Raw genomic sequence first — 17,871 nt, forward strand, 5'->3', positions numbered from 1 at the left:
GATCAGCCCAACTAAATACAGGGGGAGGGCGCGGATTACCCCGGGGTAATCCGCAAGACTATTAATGCGGCATCGACCATGACTGCAATGTGTAACCTTCCTCGCTCAGTTCGGCGCGGGCCTGTTCCAGCAGCAGTTCAAGTTGCGCAGGATCGGAATAAGCGCTACTCGGGATCTGCTTGCGGCCAATGCTGGTGCTGGTGCGGTCGATAACGGTCAGGCTCAGCTCGCCATTACCGTCTTGTGGAGCCCAGGCCACGCATTTGAATGGTTTAAATGCGCGGTCGGCAATCAGAAGTGCTTCGTTGATACGCAGCGGGGCGTTCATAGGGTCTTCTCTCTGTATGCCCAGTCAAGTGATGTGCCGTCGGTTGGGCTTACCGTTCGGCTGGTTACTTGTACTGATGCCCGCAACCCGGGGTTGGGTCACACACAATCAAAAGAAATTTCGACTTTATTTCATATGCCCGCAAATGAGCCCGGCATTGAAAGCTGAATGAAAGGAAAGAGTCGTTAGGTGACTATCAAATGCACTTCTTATAACTGGATGTATGACAACCCTATAGTCAAACGGTACAAGGATCCGTCAAGTTCTTGCTAACGTTACAGTCAGGTCCGCCAAATGACTGTTTTTAATAAATTTTCTTTATTTTGGCGCCAAGGAACAGTCATGAGCGATGCACCTGCTTCACGACGTCTATTAGTGGTGGACCCCTGCGACGATTGCTATCGTCTGCTCCCTGGATTGCGCTCTATCGGTTGGGACGTTGACAGCTGCACGCTGGAGCACGCCGCTGACCGAACCTGTGACGTCGGCTTGTTACGCCTGCAGCCGTTTCACCTTGAGCATCCGGACGCCGTCAAGGAATTGATCAGCCGCAGTGGCACCGAGTGGATTGCCGTACTCAATCAGGAAATGCTGCGACTGCAAAATGTCGGTGACTTTGTCTGTGAATGGTTTTTTGACTTCCATACCCTGCCATTCGATGTGGCCCGGGTTCAGGTAACGCTGGGCCGGGCATTCGGCATGGCGCGGTTACGTGGGCAGGGTACGGTCCATGTTGATCAGCCCGAGCACGAACTGCTGGGCGATAGCAAACCTGTGCGTGAACTGCGAAAACTGTTGAGCAAACTGGCACCGACCGAATCTGCGGTGCTGATTCGCGGTGAAAGCGGCACCGGCAAGGAATTGGTCGCACGAACCCTGCATCGCCAGTCCCAGCGACACAGCAAACCCTTCATTGCGATCAACTGTGGTGCGATTCCCGAACATTTGATCCAGTCCGAGCTGTTCGGCCATGAGAAAGGTGCATTTACCGGTGCGCACCAGCGCAAGATCGGACGGATAGAAGCCGCCAACGGCGGCACGCTGTTTCTTGACGAGATCGGTGACCTGCCACTGGAGTTGCAGGCCAATCTGCTGCGCTTCCTTCAGGAAAAACACATCGAGCGCATCGGTGGCAGCCAGCCGATCGCGGTGGATGTGCGGGTTCTGGCGGCGACGAATGTCGACCTTGAAGCCGCCATCGAGAAGAAACGCTTTCGCGAAGACTTGTACTACCGCCTCAACGTCCTGCAGGTGGTGACCGTTCCGCTGCGCGAGCGCCATGGCGACTTGTCGATGCTGGCCAACCATTTCTCCCATTTCTATAGCCGTGAAACCGGGCGCCGCCCACGCAGTTTCAGCGAAGACGCCTTGATTGCCATGGGCAAGCACGACTGGCCAGGCAATGTGCGTGAACTGGCCAATCGTGTTCGTCGCGGCCTGGTGTTGGCCGAGGGCCGGCAGATCGAGGCGCGCGACCTGGGGCTGATCAGTCAGCACACGATCGCCGCGCCGATGGGCACCCTCGAAGAATACAAGACCCGGGCCGAGCGCCAGGCGTTGTGCGATGTATTGAACCGCCACAGCGATAATCTGAGTGTCGCCGCCAAGGTGTTGGGGGTGTCGCGTCCGACCTTCTACCGGTTGTTGCACAAGCACCAGATTCGTTGAACCCCAACTGCAAAAAAAAGGTTCCTCACACATTCCCGGGAAACCGCAGGAGCCGGCTTGCCGACGATGGACTGTAGGAGCCGGCTTGCTGGCGATAGGACTCAACTGCGCCGCGTTTATCCAGTCCATACGCGTTAGCGTTAACGACCATCGCCAGCAAGCCGGCTCCTACAAGAGGTCGCGTCCGAGTCGATAATGAGGGGCCTCCAAACCCGTGAAAGCCCCAAAAAACCGCGGCAATGCAAATTGCCGCGGTTTTTTGCCTTGGGTCAGAAGTAGTAAGGGAATTTCAAACTGAACTGGAAGTCCGGGGCGTCGTCCGTCAAGCCGATGGACAGGTTGGGGACGATGGTCAGGTTGTTGGTGGCCGCAATGGTCATGCCGATGTTGAAGTAACCGGCGTTGGCATCGCTGGACACCACCGATTGCCAATCCCCGCCATCTTCCTTGAGCTGGCTTTTGCGTTGCACCAGGTCTGAGACCGAAAACGACATGCTCATCTTTTCGTTCAGGGCAAACGCAATGCCGGCACCGATCTGGAAGCTGTCGCCGATGCGTACCTTGCCTGGCGTCTTGATCGCCGGGTTGGAGCTGATGTCGTCGAAAGACTCTTCCAGGTTGTGCGTGTAGGACAGGCTGCCGAACAGCACTGCCGGATCGAACGTCTTGACCAGAGAGATCCCCGGCGTAATCGACCAGACGCCGTTACCGGTCGGCAAGGACTCAGGCACGGCCAGGTTGGAGTTGGTGTCCACACGAACCAGCTTGATGCCGAACGGGTCTTTGCCGGTCGGTGCCTTGACGCGCAAGGTCAGCACGGCATCGGGCGTGTTGGCCGATTCGTCGAGAAATTTGTAGGCGATCCCGAAATTGGCGTCACCAATCGCCGGGTCTTCCTTGATGGTGTCTTCGGTCGTGACGTTGGAGGAGCCGTTATTGCCGCCACCGGACTGGTACGTGGACTGGCGGTAGACCACCGGCACGTTCAGGTCGAACTGCCAGCGATTGTTGAAGTTGTAGCGGCCGGTGAGGTCCAGCGTCCAGGTGTCGGCCTTGATCCGGTCCAGGTTGATGGCGCCCAAAAAGATCGAGTCCAGGGCGAGAAAGCCGTTGAGGACCAGTTGGCGGGTATCGTATCGGGAATAGGTTATCCCGGTTTCGACGCTGAACTTGCCGCCGCCGAAGAACCCGCTGGCCTCGTCATACAGGTTTGAAACGCTTTGTGCCGGTTGTGAGTCATCGACCAGCGATTGACCATAAGAGCTGCCGCCGCCCCCGGCGGCCCCCCCTGAAGCCGCCGCGGCACCGGTGCCGGTGGCGACTGCCTGGTTGCCCTTCAGGTCCGCTGGCGACTTGACCAGGCGTTTGGGAGGGGGCGAAGAGGGCTGGTTTTCAACCTGGCGGACCCGTTGTTCCAGAACCGCCAGGGCTTTTTGCTGGACTTCGTAGCGCTGCTTCAATTCCAGAAGTTCTTGTTTGAGAGCCTCCATTTCCGGGTCAGTTGCTGCCTGCACCATCGCCATCGGGAGTAGAGAGCACAAGCATATGACTGCACGCAGTGAAACCAATCGGTACATGAAAAAGCCGCCCATTTGTGCCCAATGCTCGTGTCTCAGCGTAGCTCAATACCCCAAGGTCCGTAATGCAGCGAGTTGGTTCAGGTTGTAGCCCAATGCACCAGCACTCGGGCTTTTGTTGTCGAGCACGACGTTGAGTCGCGTCACGTTGTTGACCACATTGCTGTTGCCCAGCAACCGGGTGTTTTGCAGTAACCCGCCCTGGGCGACTTGCTGCAGGCTTGAGCCCTGGTTGTTGCTGGCGGTAATGGCCACTTGAACACCGCCGCCGGTCTCGGACACAGCGACACTGCCTGCAGCATTGCTGCCAGTGATGGTTTGACCGGCTGCCAGCGCCTCACCCCGGCTCCGCACTGGCGCAGTGGCCGTGCTGGCCTCTTTGACGTTGATGGTGACCTTGTTGTTTGAGCTGTTGTCATCGCCAGCGGCCCGCGTGACCTGGGTGATGCCTTGAGAGGTGCTCAGTCCGGCGCCACCCGTTACATTACCGGTGCCCGAACCTGTACCCGAGTTGGGCGAACTGCCCTTACCGGAATGCTTGATGGTTGAAACATAAAACTCGGGCTTGACCGTTGCAGCTTGAAGTCGCATCGAGGTGGAGGCCCCGATCAGATCACCACTGGCGTTGCGCCAGGTACTGCTCATGACAACGCCGAAGCTGATGATCCGCCCCGGCATCACATACCGGCCACGCAATTCGGCCAGTTCCTGGTCCTTGATTTCGATGGGTCTGAACTCATCAGCAAAACCTGAAGTGGTCGCTGCCAGACAGGTAGCGACCACCCAATACGAGGTTTTCATTTGCTGCTCCCGGAGCATCCTGCCCCCTGTCATCTTGTTGGCGATTAAAAGAAATCGCTCTGTATGAAACCAAAATCCATCAATTCGGCATCCTTGACCGGGTTGAAGTTATCCAGCTTGTTCTTGGCTGTCAGCGGTTGCGGTGGACTGCGCAACGCATTGGTTTTGTCGTAACCCGGACCGATGATAGCGAAGATAATGCCATTCCATCCTTTGACGAAGTCATCATGGGTGTAGCGTTTGTGACCGAGTACCGGGTCGCCGATATAGACCCAGTTCCTGTCCGATCTCTGCAACACCACGAAGTGCTTGTAACCGCGAATTTCCATCAATACCACCACCGGAATCGTCACGGCTTCGAGTTTTTCAGGCGGGATCCTGTAGCCCCGGGCGCGCATGCCGATGCCTTCTATGTAGCGCTTCATGTCCAGCATGGAAAAACCCTGGGTACGAACCAGCTCCTGGTCGGCGTACACCAGCATGCCTTTGATGACGTGCTCCTCATCGACGTCGAGCCAATAGGCCTGGCGCAGTATCGTCGCGAGGGCGGCGGCGCCGCAGCTGAAATCGGTTTTCTGTTCGACGATGTCGCTGAACTTGCGCTCACGCAAACTCTGTACGTGCTTGTACACCAGCACGCCACCCGGCAGGGCGGCAACCGGCATCTGTGCAGCCTGGGTCAGGCCAGCCAGGCACAGCAGGGCGAAAAGGGCCGTCTTGCACATGGACGATATGCCTTGAGACCGAAGAGAAGCACCGTCGCCGGAGCTTCCATGGCGATCTCGATTATGGGCATGATTTGCAGCCCGCGGCGATGGACAGCGAGTTGCTCTGCTGGTTGCCGACGCCGGACGATATGTTGGCACCGCCGTTGCCGGAGAAGTTGTTCATCGAGCCCGTCATCGAAGCATTGTTGGTTACAGGGGGTCTCCAGCCTTCCGGCGTCGTCACTTGTTGAGTGGTTATGCCAGCCAGACCGAGTACACCCACGGGTACGAAATCAGTCCTGGCGTTGCCGTTGTTGCTGACCTTCAGCCCGGACGTGCTTTGGCTGGCCGCCGCCGCCGCTATGGCCACACGGCCGCCCGAAACGGCAATCGCCAGGTTGTTTTTCTGTTGGTTGAAGTCGCCGGTGGTCACGTTGATGCCGATGTTGCCGGAACCGCTGTTGCCAGCGTTATTGAGCGTTGTGTTGTTGGTGCTGGAACGGTTCCTGGCGGTGTTGCCTGTGCTTTTCTGAGTCGCGCTGGAGACGGTGACTGCGGAGCCGAAGATGAAGGCTTCGTCGGCCGTGGCGAGGGCGGCGGCGTTGTCCTGTTGGTTGCCGTTACCGGCTGCAACGTTGGCGCCCATGTTGCCGTTGGCGTTGTTCAGGGAACTGTCGATTTTAGCGTCGTTTTGGGTGCCCCGGTTCACAGTCGCGCTGTCACTGCTTTCCTGCGAATCCAGTACGGCGGCCCCGGCGCCTCCGGTAATCTGCAGAATCTGATCCAGCGACGGGCCACCAGGCTGTTGGTTGCTGCCCTGTCCATTGCCCTGCACGGGATCAGCCTGGGCTGCGAGTGCCATCACTGCTGCCAGGGCGAAAGCGAGTGGTTTGAGAGCAGTTGTCGGGTTCATGGTGTTTCTCCGTGCTCATTAGTTGATCAAGTGCTGGTACTTCCCCATTTGCACTGTATCGGGGTCACTCAGCGACCCGGATGCTCAGGGTGTTAGCCATTCGGTTCCCCACCCCGGCACTCTGGTTCACCTGGATCACTCCCCGGCTGCCGGTGAAGGCCTGGTCGCTTGTCACGACCTGGCGACTGCCGTTTGGGGTGCCAGTTGCTCCCGAGTTCGGTAACGACGCCACGTTCTGTTGAGAAAGGGCGCTGTCGTCAACGGCCTGCGGTGCAGCGCCGATGCTGATGCGCATTGCGTTGGCCATCTGGTTGTTCGCCCCGGCACTCTGGTTGACGCCCAGTACGCCGCTGCCATTACTGAAGGAGGTGCCACCGATACTGGCGGTCGCATCCATTGACGGATTGGCGGGCGTGGTGATTTTCTGCTGGACGCTGGTGGTCGCACCGGCTTCGGTACTGATGGCGATCGCGCGGACGTTGGCCTGCTGCTGTTGATCACCCGCCGCCTGGTTGACGCTGAGGTTGCCTCGGTATTGAGTCCCGGAATCCTGGAGGGTGGCATTGTTCACCGAACTGACGCCCGAATCGGCCATTACGCTGGTGCAGCCGAGCAGGGCAAGTAACAGGGCAGGTAAAGAAACGGAACGATCCATCTCATTGACCTCCCGCCATTCTGCCCAGTGAGCCGAGGCCGGTGCTCATGGCACGATTGATGGTTCCGGAAATGGCGCCGCCGCTGCCACCTCCGTGGCCGCCGGACATGCCAGGCAAACCGTTGGGGTTGGTGATGACATTCATGCCTTGCATGCCGCCCGGGGTTTGCCCGAAGCTGCCATGAGGGGTCGTTCCGGTGGTAACCCCGGCGATATCGGCGTCGCTGAGTTCGCCGGTGACGCGGGCAGAAGGGTTGGCATTGATGGTGGCCGGGTTCGGATCCCTGCCGCCGCTGCGACCGATGGGAGTCGGGTGAACAGAACGATCAAGCACGATGACACCGTTGCCTTCGGCTTGAGCGTTGAAACTGAGTATCGTGCCACCTGCGCTCGCGATCAGCAGGAGGCACGTCAAGCCCTTTTTGTTGAGTATCCCCACGACAGTTATTCCTTCATTTGACGGCCGTCCCTGGTCAGCTGTGCAAGGAATAGAGCGAAAGTTGTGCCGGTATTTGAATATCGAGTTGATTCAATGGCTTGCAGATTTTTTCCGGCAACCCTTTGTCGAGGGTGTTGCAACGGTGAGACGGAACCCGGCGCAAACACCCCGGAAATGCCGACGCACCCCTCTAGAACAAAGGTTCTAGTGTTGTTGTATCAGTGCCTTTACAAGTCGGGTGACAAAATGATGTGGGGCGTTGAAATGGGTAGTTTGAGACAGGTAGGGTGTTTCAGGATCGGACACTTTCCCCCAAAAACAGGGGGGGTGGTGGGGAAATTGCCCCAGGTGCCGGTCAGGTTTCAAGCAAACGGGTCACGGCGTTCAGTGCCTGGATTCGGCGTTGCGCCCAATCTCCACGCAGCACCTGGACCGGTTGTGCGTGGCCTTCAAGCCAGGCGAGGGTCTGCTCGAAAAATGCCTGGCGCTCACTCAATCGGGGCTGGCAACGCTGACCATCGTCCGTCCATTCGACCTGTTCCGGCGACAGCAGCAGGTGCAGGTCGTAATGCCGGGCCAGCAGCGCCTGTTCAATCCAGTCGGGACAATCGCCAAACAGGGTCTGGCTCCAGAGGATATTGCTCAGCAGGTGCGTGTCGAGAATGAGCAACGGTGGTTGTTGTGCCCGCGCCTGGTCTTCCCATGCCAATTGACCGCGGGCGATGGGCGTAATGTCGGCCAGCGTGGTGTCCCGCGGATTCTCTTCGATGAACCGGCGCACGTACTCTTCCACCAGCATCCCGCCGAAGCGCTGTTGCAACTCGCCCGCCAACCAGCTTTTACCGCTGGATTCGGGGCCTGTGAGGACCAGGACTTTCATGCGCGCAAGGCCGGGTCGGCACGCCATTCGCGCCAGCCGAACACGGCAATGACGGCGAACAAGCCGTACAGGGTGGCGGTCAGGTACAGGCCTTTATAGACGAACAAACCGACGAAAATCACATCCAGGGCGATCCACAACGGCCAGCACTGCACACGTTTTTGCGCCATCCAGACCTGCGCCACCAGGCTGAACCCGGTCAGCGCCGCATCGAGCCAGGGTTGCGCTGCGTCGGTCCAGTGGGCCATGGCCGCTCCCAGCAACAGACTGCCGACCGCGCCGATGGCCAGGCTCAGCGCCACCCTTGGAGCGTCGAGCCGACTGACTTCGCGGCCATGGGTCGTTTCGCCAACCCGAGTCCATTGCCACCAGCCGTACAGCTGCAAGCCGGCATAGACGACTTGCAGCAGCATGTCCGAATACAGTTTCACCTCAAAAAAGATCCAGCTGTAGAGCAGCACCATGACCAGGCCGATGGGCCAGCACCAGGGATTCTGTTTGACCGTCAACCAGACGGCAATGACACCGAGGGCGGCGGCAAACAGTTCAAGCCCGGACATGAAGTTTCCTTGGGGAAAAAATGAAGAAGAGGGCGGATTGTAACCGCCGATCGGACTTGTCTGATAGGATTTCGGCCCCGCACGGGTAAACCCGGATCAGGGTTGTTTTTACACAGGATTTTTACACTTCTGTGATAAGCCTCGATGCGCGGGAACTCAGCTACGCTGATCGCACTTTAAGCATTTGAAAAAATACTGACGGGGCATGCCGGTGTGCATAGCCTTTTGGGGGATTGATGGATCTTTGGACCGCCTTTCAGGCATTGATTCTTGGGGTTGTAGAAGGACTGACCGAGTTCCTGCCCATTTCCAGTACGGGCCACCAGATCATCGTGGCCGACTTGCTCGGCTTCGGGGGCGAGCGGGCGATGGCGTTCAACATCATTATTCAACTGGGTGCCATCCTGGCGGTGGTATGGGAATTTCGACGCAAGATCTTTGACGTGGTGGTCGGCCTGCCGACCCAGCCGAGTGCGCGCCGGTTTACCGCGAACCTGTTGATCGCGTTCCTGCCGGCCGTGGTATTGGGGGTGATCTTCGCCGACCTGATCCACCATTACCTGTTCAATCCGATCACCGTGGCAACGGCACTGGTCGTGGGCGGGATCATCATGTTGTGGGCCGAGCGCCGTCAGCACGAAGTGCACGCCGAAACCGTGGACGACATCACCTGGAAAGACGCCCTGAAAGTCGGCTTCGCCCAATGCCTGGCGATGATTCCGGGCACTTCGCGTTCGGGCTCGACGATCATCGGCGGGTTGCTGTTCGGCCTGTCGCGCAAGACCGCAACCGAGTTTTCGTTCTTCCTCGCGATGCCAACGATGGTCGGCGCCGCGGTGTACTCGGGTTACAAATACCGTGAATTGTTTGTCCCGGCGGATTTCCCGGTGTTTGCGGTCGGCTTCGTCACGGCGTTCATTTTTGCCATGATCGCGGTCCGCGGGCTGCTCAAGTTCATCGCCAACCACAGCTATGCGGCGTTTGCCTGGTACCGCATCGTGTTCGGCCTGATCATCCTGGCGACCTGGCAGTTCGGCTGGGTTGACTGGAGCGCGGCCAAGCCGTGAGTGACTCGCGCCCGCGCAACAACCCCGGACGCCAGTCCGGGGGACAGGTCCGTTATCCGCGGCTGAAGTGGCTGGTGTTTGCACTCCTGTGCGCATTGCCGCTGTCGGGTTCGGTGGCGTCATGGCTGCACGGGGATTCGCTGATTCCCCTGGCGGCCTATGGCATCGTCAGCGTCGTCACGTTTTTCCTGTACTGGAACGACAAGCGCAAGGCGCGCGCCGAGCAATGGCGCACACCGGAGAACGTCCTGCATGCGCTGGAGCTCGCCGGCGGCTGGCCAGGTGCGTTGCTGGCCCAGCAAGCGTTTCGACACAAGACCCGTAAAGTCTCGTTCCAGTTGGTGTTCTGGATCATCGTGCTGCTGCACCAGGTGTTCTGGATCGATCACCTGTTCCTCGGCGCAAACCTGCTGGCCTTGATCTGATCGACAAAGCGCTAAAGCAACAGCCCGACTTGAGTACGCTTGGGCAGCCTGCTCACCACCAATTGGTGGGAGCGCTGCAGCAATCCCTGCAGTTCTTCGGTGCCTAGCGGGTAGGGCGTTTGCATGATGATCCACTGGGCGCGGGCCAGATACGGCGCCGGGTGAATCCCCGGGCGGTCGCAATGACCGAGAAACAGATCCTTGTCGACCTTGAAGGCCAGGGAATCACCCCGCAGGCCCTGCAAGGCGAACATCTTGTTCCCGGCGATCGAAAACACCCGCACGCCTCCCCATTTATAGTCTTCCCGCGCGCCGGGCAGGGTAAGGCAAAATGTCGCGACGTCCTCTTCGCTCATCCGTCCAGCTTTCATAGCAGTCGTTCCCCACAGGCATTGAAGGATTCGACCAGATGGTCAATCCAGGCGCGTACCGCCGGCATCACCCCGCGTCGATGAGGATAGACCGCTTGCAACCAGCCACCGGGCAACGACCACTCGGGAAGCAGTTGCACCAGAGAGCCGTTTTCCAGTTCCTGTTCGCAATACATCATGGGCAGCATCGTAAAGCCCAGGCCGGAGAGGGTGCTGGCCTTGCGCACGATAAAATCATCGATGCCCAGCCGGGCTTCAAGCGCGAGTTCACAGCTTTTGCCCTGTTGATCCAGCATGCGGATGTGCACCATGCGGTCGGGTTCCAGTGCGCCGAGAACCGGCAGGCTTTTCAAGTCTTCCGGGTGGTTGATCTGACGACCCACAAGGAAACCGGGACTGGCGACCATCAGCATCTGCGCCTGACGCAGGCGGCGGGTGACCAGCAGCGGGTCTTCGTCGCCCAGTTCCCGCACACGCAGGGCAACGTCGATGCCTTCGTTCACCAGGTCGACCCGGCGGTTGAGCAGCATGACCTCCAACTGGACTTGGGGAAACCGTTCGAGAAAGTCGCTGATCACCCCCGGTAATATTTCATGGGCCAACCCGACGGGGCAGGATACCCGCAAACGCCCGCGAGGCTCACTGGACATGCTGGCCACGGCCTCGTCGGCCATTTCCGCTTCCAGCAGCATCGCCTGGCAGTGCCTGAGGTAGCGTTCCCCCACGGCGGTCAGTTTCAGCTGGCGGGTGGTGCGTTGCAGCAAACGCGCGCCAAGGCGTTCTTCCAGTTCGGCGATACGCCGTGACAGTCGGGACTTGGGGATGCCGAGCAATCGTCCGGCCGCCGCGAAGCCGCCGGCTTCCACGACTTTGGCGAAGTAGTACAGGTCGTTGAGGTCTTGCATGATGTGAACCTGATTGTTCTATCTGTGAGACGAACTATCGCATTGTTGCCGTCTAATCAGCTATTGGTTTCGTCTGTAGGATTAGTCCCATCAGATCGCCCTTGTGGGCGATCCTTACTTGGAGATCCCACATGAAACTGCTGCATATCGATTCGAGCATTCTTGGTGACAACTCGGCTTCCCGTCAGTTGAGCGGCGAAGTCGTCAAGGCCTGGCAAGCTGCCGAGCCAACCGCCGTGGTGACCTACCGTGATCTGGCCGCCGACGCCATCAGCCACTTCTCTTCCACCACCCTGGTCGCCGCCGGCACCACCGCTGAACTGCGCAACGCCGCACAACAGCACGAAGCCCAATTGAGCGCCTCGACCCTGGCCGAATTCCTTGCCGCCGATGCCGTAGTGATTGCCGCGCCGATGTACAACTTCACCATCCCGACTCAGTTGAAAGCGTGGATCGACCGCATCGCCGTTGCCGGCCAGACCTTCCGCTACACCGAAGCCGGCCCTGAAGGCCTGTGCGGTGGCAAGAAAGTGGTGATCGTCTCCACTTCCGGCGGCATGCACGCCGGTCAGGCCACCGGTGTTGCCCACGAAGAGTACTTGAAGGTGCTGTTCGGTTTCATCGGCATCACCGACATCGAAATCGTCCGCGCCGAAGGCCTGGCTTACGGTGACGACGTGCGCAACAAAGCCATGAGCGCTGCCCACGCGCAAATCAGCGAGCAACTGTTCGCCGCCGCGTAAGGCTTGCGTAAAAGTAAGCAACTGTTCAGGTAAACCCCAAAAAACTCTGTATTCTGGTTACGCAAGTACCAGCTACGGAGTTTTTTGTTTCTGGTCGTTTCAGATTGTGGCCCGGCTTATGCAGTCAAGGGTTCACGTCTCAAGTCCGGTAACAAGGTGGGGGCATCCATGATGCGTCTTTGTGCAACTTTGCTGATTTGCCTGCTCGGTAGCCTGAATACAGTGCACGCCGCGCCTGCACCGCATCCGCACTGGAGCGTCGGCTTCCATGAGATGACCTTTCTCGACCCGCTGGACCTGCAGCCGATGCGCGCCATCGCCTTCTATCCTTCCAGTGACTGGGAGCACACCAGCAAACTCGAGGGTTACACGGTCGAAGCCGGGGAGGACACCAAAGTCGCCATCGGCCGGTTTCCGATGCTGATGTTGTCCCACGGCAACACCGGCACCCCGCTGGCCTTGCACGACCTCGCGACCTCACTGGCACGCAAAGGCTTCGTCGTGGTGGCGGTGATCCACCCCGGTGACAACTCCAGGGACCACAGCCGCCTCGGTACTTTGAGTAACCTGTATGGTCGGCCGATCCAGATTTCCGAAGCCATTACCGCCACCTTGGGCGACCGTATGCTGTCGCCGTTCGTCAATGCCAATCAGGTGGGGGTCATCGGCTATTCGGCCGGAGGCGAAACCGCATTGATTCTGTCCGGCGCGACCCCGGACCTGGATCGCCTGCGCCGTTACTGCCAGGAGCGCCCGGACGACCACGATGCCTGCAACACCCAGGGTGAATTGATTGTCGACCGCGACGATTTGCAACCGGTGGCCGATCCGCGCGTGCACGCGCTGATGCTGATGGCGCCGTTGAGCCTGAAATTCGGCCGCCACACCCTGGCCGACGTGCATGTGCCGGTGCTGCTTTACAGCGGCGACGGCGACAAACTGGTGGCGGTCGACAAGAACGCCGCGGCACTGGCGCGCAAACTGCCGATCGCACCGGACTTCAAGCTACTGGCGGGGGCAGGGCACTTCGTGTTCATGGCACCGTGCAACGATGAGCAGATCGCAATCATGCCTGCGCTGTGCACGGATGCCGATGGCGTCGATCGCGAAGACATCCACCGCAGCCTGATTTCTGAAGCCGGAAGCTTCTTCTCGCGTACTCTGGGCAGACCGACCCGGGCCGGGATGCAGACGGCTGATCAGTAGTCTGCACATCCCCCTTGTGGGAGCGAGCTTGCTCCGGGCGGCGTTCCGACGATGGGGCCATCACATCCAACATCGATGTCAACAGATACTCCGCCATCGTCGGAACGCCGCCCGGAGCAAGCTCGCTCCCACAGGGTCAGCACCAAGGCTTACGTTATCGAACGACGCTTGAGCAGCAACGTCAGACCAAGGCCTGTCACCGACAACAACGCCGCACAGAAGAAAATCCACCCGTAACCCAGGTTCAACGCCACTGCGCCCATCAACGGGCCGGCGATTGCCAGCGCCAGGTCGAAAAACACCGCATAAGCACTCAGCCCCGCGCCCCGGCTTGAATTGGGCACCTGTTTGATAGCTTCGACCCCCAACGCCGGATACACCAGGGACAGACCGAACCCGGTCAGACCGGCGCCAATGAGCGCATACCCGGTCGACGGTGCCAGCCACAGCAGCACCAGGCCAACCGTCTCGATACACATGCACGCAATGGCTGACGTGAACCCGCCGAATCGGTTGATGGCGGAAATGAACAGTAGCCGCGACAGTATGAAACACACGCCAAACACGGTCAGGCAGTAGGCCGCGCCAGTCCAGCCGCGATTGACGTAATACAGGGTGATAAAGGTCGTCAGGGTGCCGTAGCCAATGGACGCCAGGCTCAGGCTCGCGCCAAACGGCGCAATGCGCCCGAACACCGCCCAAAATGGCAGGCGCTCACCACGCACCACCGGTACCGAGGGCTTGTTGCGAATCAGCAACAACGCGGCCAGGGCCAGCAGCGAGAGGGCGATGCCCAGGCTGGTGAAACCGTACTGTTGCACCATCACCACGCCCAGCGGCGCACCGATGGCAATCGCACCATAGGAGGCGATGCCGTTCCAGGAAATCGACCGCGCGGTGTGCTCGGCGCCCACCTGGCCCATGCACCAACTGATGGTGCCGACGCCGATCAACCCTTGGGCGATCCCCAGCAACAGGCGCCCGGCGATCAAAATCAGCAGGCTGAGCAGGGGAATGCCTTGTAGCAGGGTCGACAGCCAGGTCAGCACGCCACTGAGCACAATCCCCGACAAGCCATAGACGATCGCGCGTTTGGTGCCGACGCTATCGGACATCCGCCCGGCCATGGGCCGGCTGAGCAGGGTGGCGAGGTATTGCGAGCCGATGGTCAACCCGGCCACGATGGCGCTGAAACCGAGTTGTTCGTGGACATAACCCGGCAACACCGCAATCGGCAAACCGATGCAGAGGAAGGCAATAAAGGTATAGAAAACGATGGAGACGATCTGCAGGGTGATCGCCATGGAGCTTTGCGGTGGCTGTTGCGGCGCAGGCATGAGGGCTCGTTCGCGGGCGGCGGTGGGAGAATTGCATCATGGCGCGGCGTTGGGATAAAAGGAAGCAGGCTAACTAATTTTTGCAGTCAATGAGGCCTCTTCGCGAGCAAGCCCGCTCCACAAATGTTGCCTGCATGATCGCCTTCGCTGGCAAGCCAGCTCCTACAGGGGGAATGCATTCCAAATGTGGGAAAGAGCCTGCTCGCGAAGATTCATGTACCAACAAAAAACCTTGGCCCGGAACGCAAAAAGCCCCGTCACCAGGACAGGGCTTTTCACTTGAAGCTTACAGCTAAAGGCTTGTAGCTGCCCTTAGAACACCACACCCTGGCTACGCAGGTAGTCATCATAGGTGCCGCTGAAGTCGGTCACGCCGTTCGGGCTCAACTCGATGATGCGGGTCGCCAGGGACGATACGAACTCACGGTCGTGGCTGACGAAGATCAGCGTGCCCGGGTAGTTTTCCAGCGCCAGGTTCAGCGCTTCGATGGATTCCATGTCCAGGTGGTTGGTCGGTTCGTCCATCACCAGCACGTTCGGCTTTTGCAGGATCAGCTTGCCGAACAGCATGCGGCCTTGCTCTCCACCGGAGATGACCTTGACCGACTTGAGGATCTCGTCGTTGGAGAACAGCATGCGACCCAAAGTGCCGCGAATGATCTGCTCGCCCTGAGTCCACTGGCCCATCCAGTCGAACAGGCTGACGTCGTCTTCGAAGTCATGGGCGTGGTCCTGGGCGTAGTAGCCCAGCTCCGCGCTTTCGGTCCACTTCACGGAACCGGCGTCCGGGGTCAGCTCACCCATCAAGGTGCGCAGCAGGGTGGTCTTGCCGATACCGTTCGGGCCGATGATCGCCACGCGCTCGCCGGCTTCGACGGTGAAGCTGAAGTTCTTGAACAGGGTCTTGCCGTCGAAGCCCTTGGACATCTGCTCGATGGTCACGGCCTGGCGGTGCAGTTTCTTGGTCTGTTCGAAGCGGATGAACGGGCTCACGCGGCTCGATGGCTTGACTTCGGCCAGCTGGATCTTGTCGATCTGCTTGGCACGGGAAGTGGCCTGCTTGGCTTTCGAGGCGTTGGCCGAGAAGCGGCTGACGAACGTTTGCAGTTCCGAGATCTGCGCTTTCTTCTTGGCGTTGTCCGACAGCAATTGCTCACGGGACTGGGTCGCCGCGGTCATGTACTCGTCGTAGTTGCCCGGGAACAGGCGCAGCTCGCCGTAGTCCAGGTCGGCCATGTGAGTGCAGACGCTGTTGAGGAAGTGACGGTCGTGGGAAATGATGATCATGGTGCTGTTACGCGCCTTGAGGATCGTTTCCAGCCAGCGGATGGTGTTGATGTCCAGGTGGTTGGTCGGTTCGTCGAGCAACAGCACTTCCGGATCGGAGAACAGCGCCTGAGCCAGCAACACCCGCAGTTTCCAGCCCGGAGCCACTTCGGACATCGGACCGAAATGCTGTTCCAGGGGAATGCCCAGGCCCAGCAGCAATTCACCGGCGCGGGATTCGGCGGTGTAGCCGTCCATTTCGGCGAATTCGGTTTCCAGCTCGGCCACGGCCATGCCGTCGTCTTCGCTCATTTCCGGCAGCGAATAGATGCGATCGCGCTCGGCCTTGACCTTCCACAGCTCTTCGTGACCCATGATCACAGTGTCGATCACGGTGAATTCTTCGTAGGCGAACTGGTCCTGGCGCAATTTACCCAGGCGCACGTTCGGCTCCAGCATGACCTGACCGCCGGACGGCTCGAGGTCATTGCCGAGAATCTTCATGAAGGTCGACTTGCCGCAACCGTTGGCGCCGATCAGACCGTAACGGTTGCCACCGTTGAACTTGACCGAAACGTTTTCGAAGAGCGGCTTGGCGCCGAACTGCATCGTGATGTTAGCTGTAGAAATCAAAGGTTTTTCCTGCGAAGCATTCAGAGTAGCTAGGGTTGCGGCAGTACCGGTTCAGTACCCGTTCCCACCGTCCGGACCCCGGAACATTCATCCCGAGCGGCAGTGGAAGATCCATCTGGCATTAAGTGGACAGCAGCATGTGGCGCGCCCGACCCGAGTCAACGTGCGCTGAAAGGGGAGGTTTCCCGCTCTCAACCTGGGGGCGCGTAAAGTTTGGCGGCGATTGTACTGGTCTGGCTCTTTAAACGATAGGGCGTTGAGGCCCCGGCAACGTTTCGGCGGATTTTGTAGACACATTTTCACAGATGCGAGTTAACTATTGGTTACAAACTGTGGCTAAATTGCCATCCATCGGCTCAATGCCGATCATCGGCGTGACTCGATGGCACACAAGGCTGTAGTTTCGTATTCAGTCGCTGCAAAAGCCTCGGGGACCGGCATGCCGGTAAAGGGCGCAGTTTGATTCCTTCTGACGTGTGACGATTTCCGTGAAACTGATCATTGCCGTTATCTATGTTGTCTCTATCGCATATGTCCATCTGCGGGGCCAGGTGCGCCACAAGCTGGGCCGCCAGTTGAGCGATCATTCGACGTTTCTGGCGCCGATCAACTGCTTTCTTTATCTGTTTTCGAAAATCCCCAACAAACCCTATCTCGACCCGGCCGACTTCCCCGACCTGAGTCCGCTGCAGGCGCACTGGGAAGAGATTCGTGCCGAAGGGCAGAACTTGCTGCATGCCGGCGAGATCAAGCGTTCGAACCAATACGATGACGTCGGTTTCAACTCGTTTTTCAAGACCGGCTGGAAGCGCTTCTATCTGAAGTGGTACGGCGACAGCCACCCGTCGGCCATGAAGCTTTGTCCGCGCACCACGGAGCTGGTGCAGAGCATCGGTTCGATCAAGGCGGCAATGTTCGCCGAGTTGCCACCGGGCTCGAAACTGGTGCGCCACCGCGACCCGTATGCCGGCTCGTACCGCTATCACTTGGGCCTGGAGACCCCCAACGCCGAGGGTTGCTACATCAATGTCGATGGCCAGAACTACCATTGGCGCGATGGTGAAGCGGTGATGTTCGACGAGACCTACATTCATTACGCGCAAAACACCACGCAGCAGAACCGCATCATCCTGTTCTGCGACGTCGAGCGGCCGATGAAATATCGCTGGGCTGCGGCATTCAATCGCTGGTTCAGTCGCAATGTCATGTCGGCGGCGGGTGCGCCGAACGAGGCCGGCGACAAGGTCGGTGGCATCAACCGACTGTTCGGCAAGGTCTACAAGGTTCGCCTGCGCGCCAAGCAACTCAAGAAGCGCAACCGCAAGCTTTACTACCTCCAGAAGTGGTCGATCTTTGCCGGGTTGCTGGCGGTGTTCGTTCTGATCTGAGA

General features: G+C 59.1%; 19 protein-coding genes. 6 read left to right on the forward strand and 13 right to left on the reverse strand.

Annotation, left to right across the window (positions count from 1 at the left end):
• Window positions 1-61: 61 nt before the first annotated feature.
• Window positions 62-328: a hypothetical protein gene (locus EI969_RS00685; protein ID WP_007970062.1), complete on the reverse strand. Its 267-nt coding sequence runs from the start codon at window positions 326-328 to the stop codon at window positions 62-64.
• 342 nt (window positions 329-670) lie between these two features.
• Between EI969_RS00685 and EI969_RS00690 the strand changes: the two genes are divergently transcribed.
• Complete coding sequence (locus EI969_RS00690; RefSeq protein ID WP_160385493.1) at window positions 671-1,996, forward strand: sigma-54 dependent transcriptional regulator; 1,326 nt, start codon at window positions 671-673, stop codon at window positions 1,994-1,996.
• A 269-nt stretch (window positions 1,997-2,265) separates the two neighbouring features.
• On the opposite strand, the gene EI969_RS00695 is transcribed toward EI969_RS00690, so the two are convergent.
• The 8 genes from EI969_RS00695 to pnuC form a co-directional block, all read right to left on the reverse strand.
• Window positions 2,266-3,573 (reverse strand): hypothetical protein, encoded by a 1,308-nt coding sequence (locus EI969_RS00695; RefSeq protein ID WP_160385494.1) that lies wholly within the window; start codon window positions 3,571-3,573, stop codon window positions 2,266-2,268.
• A 45-nt stretch (window positions 3,574-3,618) separates the two neighbouring features.
• Window positions 3,619-4,392: a hypothetical protein gene (locus EI969_RS00700; protein ID WP_160385495.1), complete on the reverse strand. Its 774-nt coding sequence runs from the start codon at window positions 4,390-4,392 to the stop codon at window positions 3,619-3,621.
• Between the two features lie 26 nt (window positions 4,393-4,418).
• Window positions 4,419-5,099 carry a C39 family peptidase gene (locus tag EI969_RS00705; protein ID WP_160385496.1) on the reverse strand — a complete coding sequence of 227 codons (681 nt, stop codon included), beginning with the start codon at window positions 5,097-5,099 and terminating at the stop codon, window positions 4,419-4,421.
• A gap of 61 nt (window positions 5,100-5,160) precedes the next feature.
• Window positions 5,161-5,994, reverse strand: coding sequence for a heme utilization protein (locus EI969_RS00710; RefSeq protein WP_160385497.1), 834 nt, complete (start codon window positions 5,992-5,994; stop codon window positions 5,161-5,163).
• 64 nt (window positions 5,995-6,058) lie between these two features.
• Window positions 6,059-6,649, reverse strand: a complete 591-nt coding sequence (locus tag EI969_RS00715) for an adhesin (RefSeq protein ID WP_160385498.1) — start codon at window positions 6,647-6,649, stop codon at window positions 6,059-6,061.
• Between the two features lies 1 nt (window position 6,650).
• On the reverse strand, window positions 6,651-7,088 hold the full coding sequence (locus EI969_RS00720; RefSeq protein ID WP_160385499.1) for a hypothetical protein: 438 nt from the start codon (window positions 7,086-7,088) through the stop codon (window positions 6,651-6,653).
• Window positions 7,089-7,443: 355 nt separating this feature from the next.
• Window positions 7,444-7,968 (reverse strand): AAA family ATPase, encoded by a 525-nt coding sequence (locus tag EI969_RS00725; protein ID WP_160385500.1) that lies wholly within the window; start codon window positions 7,966-7,968, stop codon window positions 7,444-7,446.
• Window positions 7,965-8,528, reverse strand: a complete 564-nt coding sequence (gene pnuC, locus EI969_RS00730; protein ID WP_160385501.1) for a nicotinamide riboside transporter PnuC — start codon at window positions 8,526-8,528, stop codon at window positions 7,965-7,967. Before pnuC ends, EI969_RS00725 begins: the two co-directional genes overlap by 4 nt.
• A gap of 236 nt (window positions 8,529-8,764) precedes the next feature.
• On the opposite strand from pnuC, the gene EI969_RS00735 reads away from it, so the two are divergent.
• Entirely contained in the window at window positions 8,765-9,595 is an 831-nt protein-coding gene (locus tag EI969_RS00735) for an undecaprenyl-diphosphate phosphatase (protein WP_160385502.1), read from the forward strand.
• Complete coding sequence (locus EI969_RS00740; RefSeq protein WP_160385503.1) at window positions 9,592-10,020, forward strand: DUF1294 domain-containing protein; 429 nt, start codon at window positions 9,592-9,594, stop codon at window positions 10,018-10,020. The genes EI969_RS00735 and EI969_RS00740 overlap by 4 nt, the downstream gene beginning before the upstream one ends.
• 11 nt (window positions 10,021-10,031) lie before the next feature.
• On the opposite strand, the gene EI969_RS00745 is transcribed toward EI969_RS00740, so the two are convergent.
• Together EI969_RS00745 and EI969_RS00750 are read right to left on the reverse strand one after the other, a co-directional pair.
• Window positions 10,032-10,391 (reverse strand): MmcQ/YjbR family DNA-binding protein, encoded by a 360-nt coding sequence (locus EI969_RS00745; RefSeq protein ID WP_160385504.1) that lies wholly within the window; start codon window positions 10,389-10,391, stop codon window positions 10,032-10,034.
• Complete coding sequence (locus EI969_RS00750) at window positions 10,388-11,296, reverse strand: LysR substrate-binding domain-containing protein (protein ID WP_160385505.1); 909 nt, start codon at window positions 11,294-11,296, stop codon at window positions 10,388-10,390. The genes EI969_RS00745 and EI969_RS00750 overlap by 4 nt, the downstream gene beginning before the upstream one ends.
• 131 nt (window positions 11,297-11,427) lie before the next feature.
• Here EI969_RS00750 and EI969_RS00755 point away from each other — a divergent pair, with 131 nt between their 5' ends.
• Together EI969_RS00755 and EI969_RS00760 are read left to right on the forward strand one after the other, a co-directional pair.
• On the forward strand, window positions 11,428-12,039 hold the full coding sequence (locus EI969_RS00755) for an FMN-dependent NADH-azoreductase (protein ID WP_160385506.1): 612 nt from the start codon (window positions 11,428-11,430) through the stop codon (window positions 12,037-12,039).
• Window positions 12,040-12,207: 168 nt separating this feature from the next.
• Entirely contained in the window at window positions 12,208-13,245 is a 1,038-nt protein-coding gene (locus tag EI969_RS00760; protein WP_160385507.1) for a dienelactone hydrolase, read from the forward strand.
• A 149-nt stretch (window positions 13,246-13,394) separates the two neighbouring features.
• Here the strand turns inward: EI969_RS00760 and EI969_RS00765 are convergent, their stop codons facing one another.
• Together EI969_RS00765 and EI969_RS00770 are read right to left on the reverse strand one after the other, a co-directional pair.
• Window positions 13,395-14,582, reverse strand: a complete 1,188-nt coding sequence (locus tag EI969_RS00765) for an MFS transporter (RefSeq protein WP_160385508.1) — start codon at window positions 14,580-14,582, stop codon at window positions 13,395-13,397.
• 312 nt (window positions 14,583-14,894) lie between these two features.
• The gene (locus EI969_RS00770) at window positions 14,895-16,481 is read right to left on the reverse strand and encodes an ABC-F family ATPase (protein ID WP_160385509.1); all 1,587 of its coding nucleotides are present in this window, start codon (window positions 16,479-16,481) and stop codon (window positions 14,895-14,897) included.
• Between the two features lie 488 nt (window positions 16,482-16,969).
• Here EI969_RS00770 and lpxO point away from each other — a divergent pair, with 488 nt between their 5' ends.
• Window positions 16,970-17,869, forward strand: a complete 900-nt coding sequence (gene lpxO, locus EI969_RS00775; protein WP_160385510.1) for a lipid A hydroxylase LpxO — start codon at window positions 16,970-16,972, stop codon at window positions 17,867-17,869.
• The last annotated feature ends 2 nt before the right edge of the window (window positions 17,870-17,871 follow it).

Source organism: Pseudomonas sp. PB101 (assembly GCF_009764265.1).
Taxonomy (GTDB): Bacteria; Pseudomonadota; Gammaproteobacteria; order Pseudomonadales; family Pseudomonadaceae; genus Aquipseudomonas.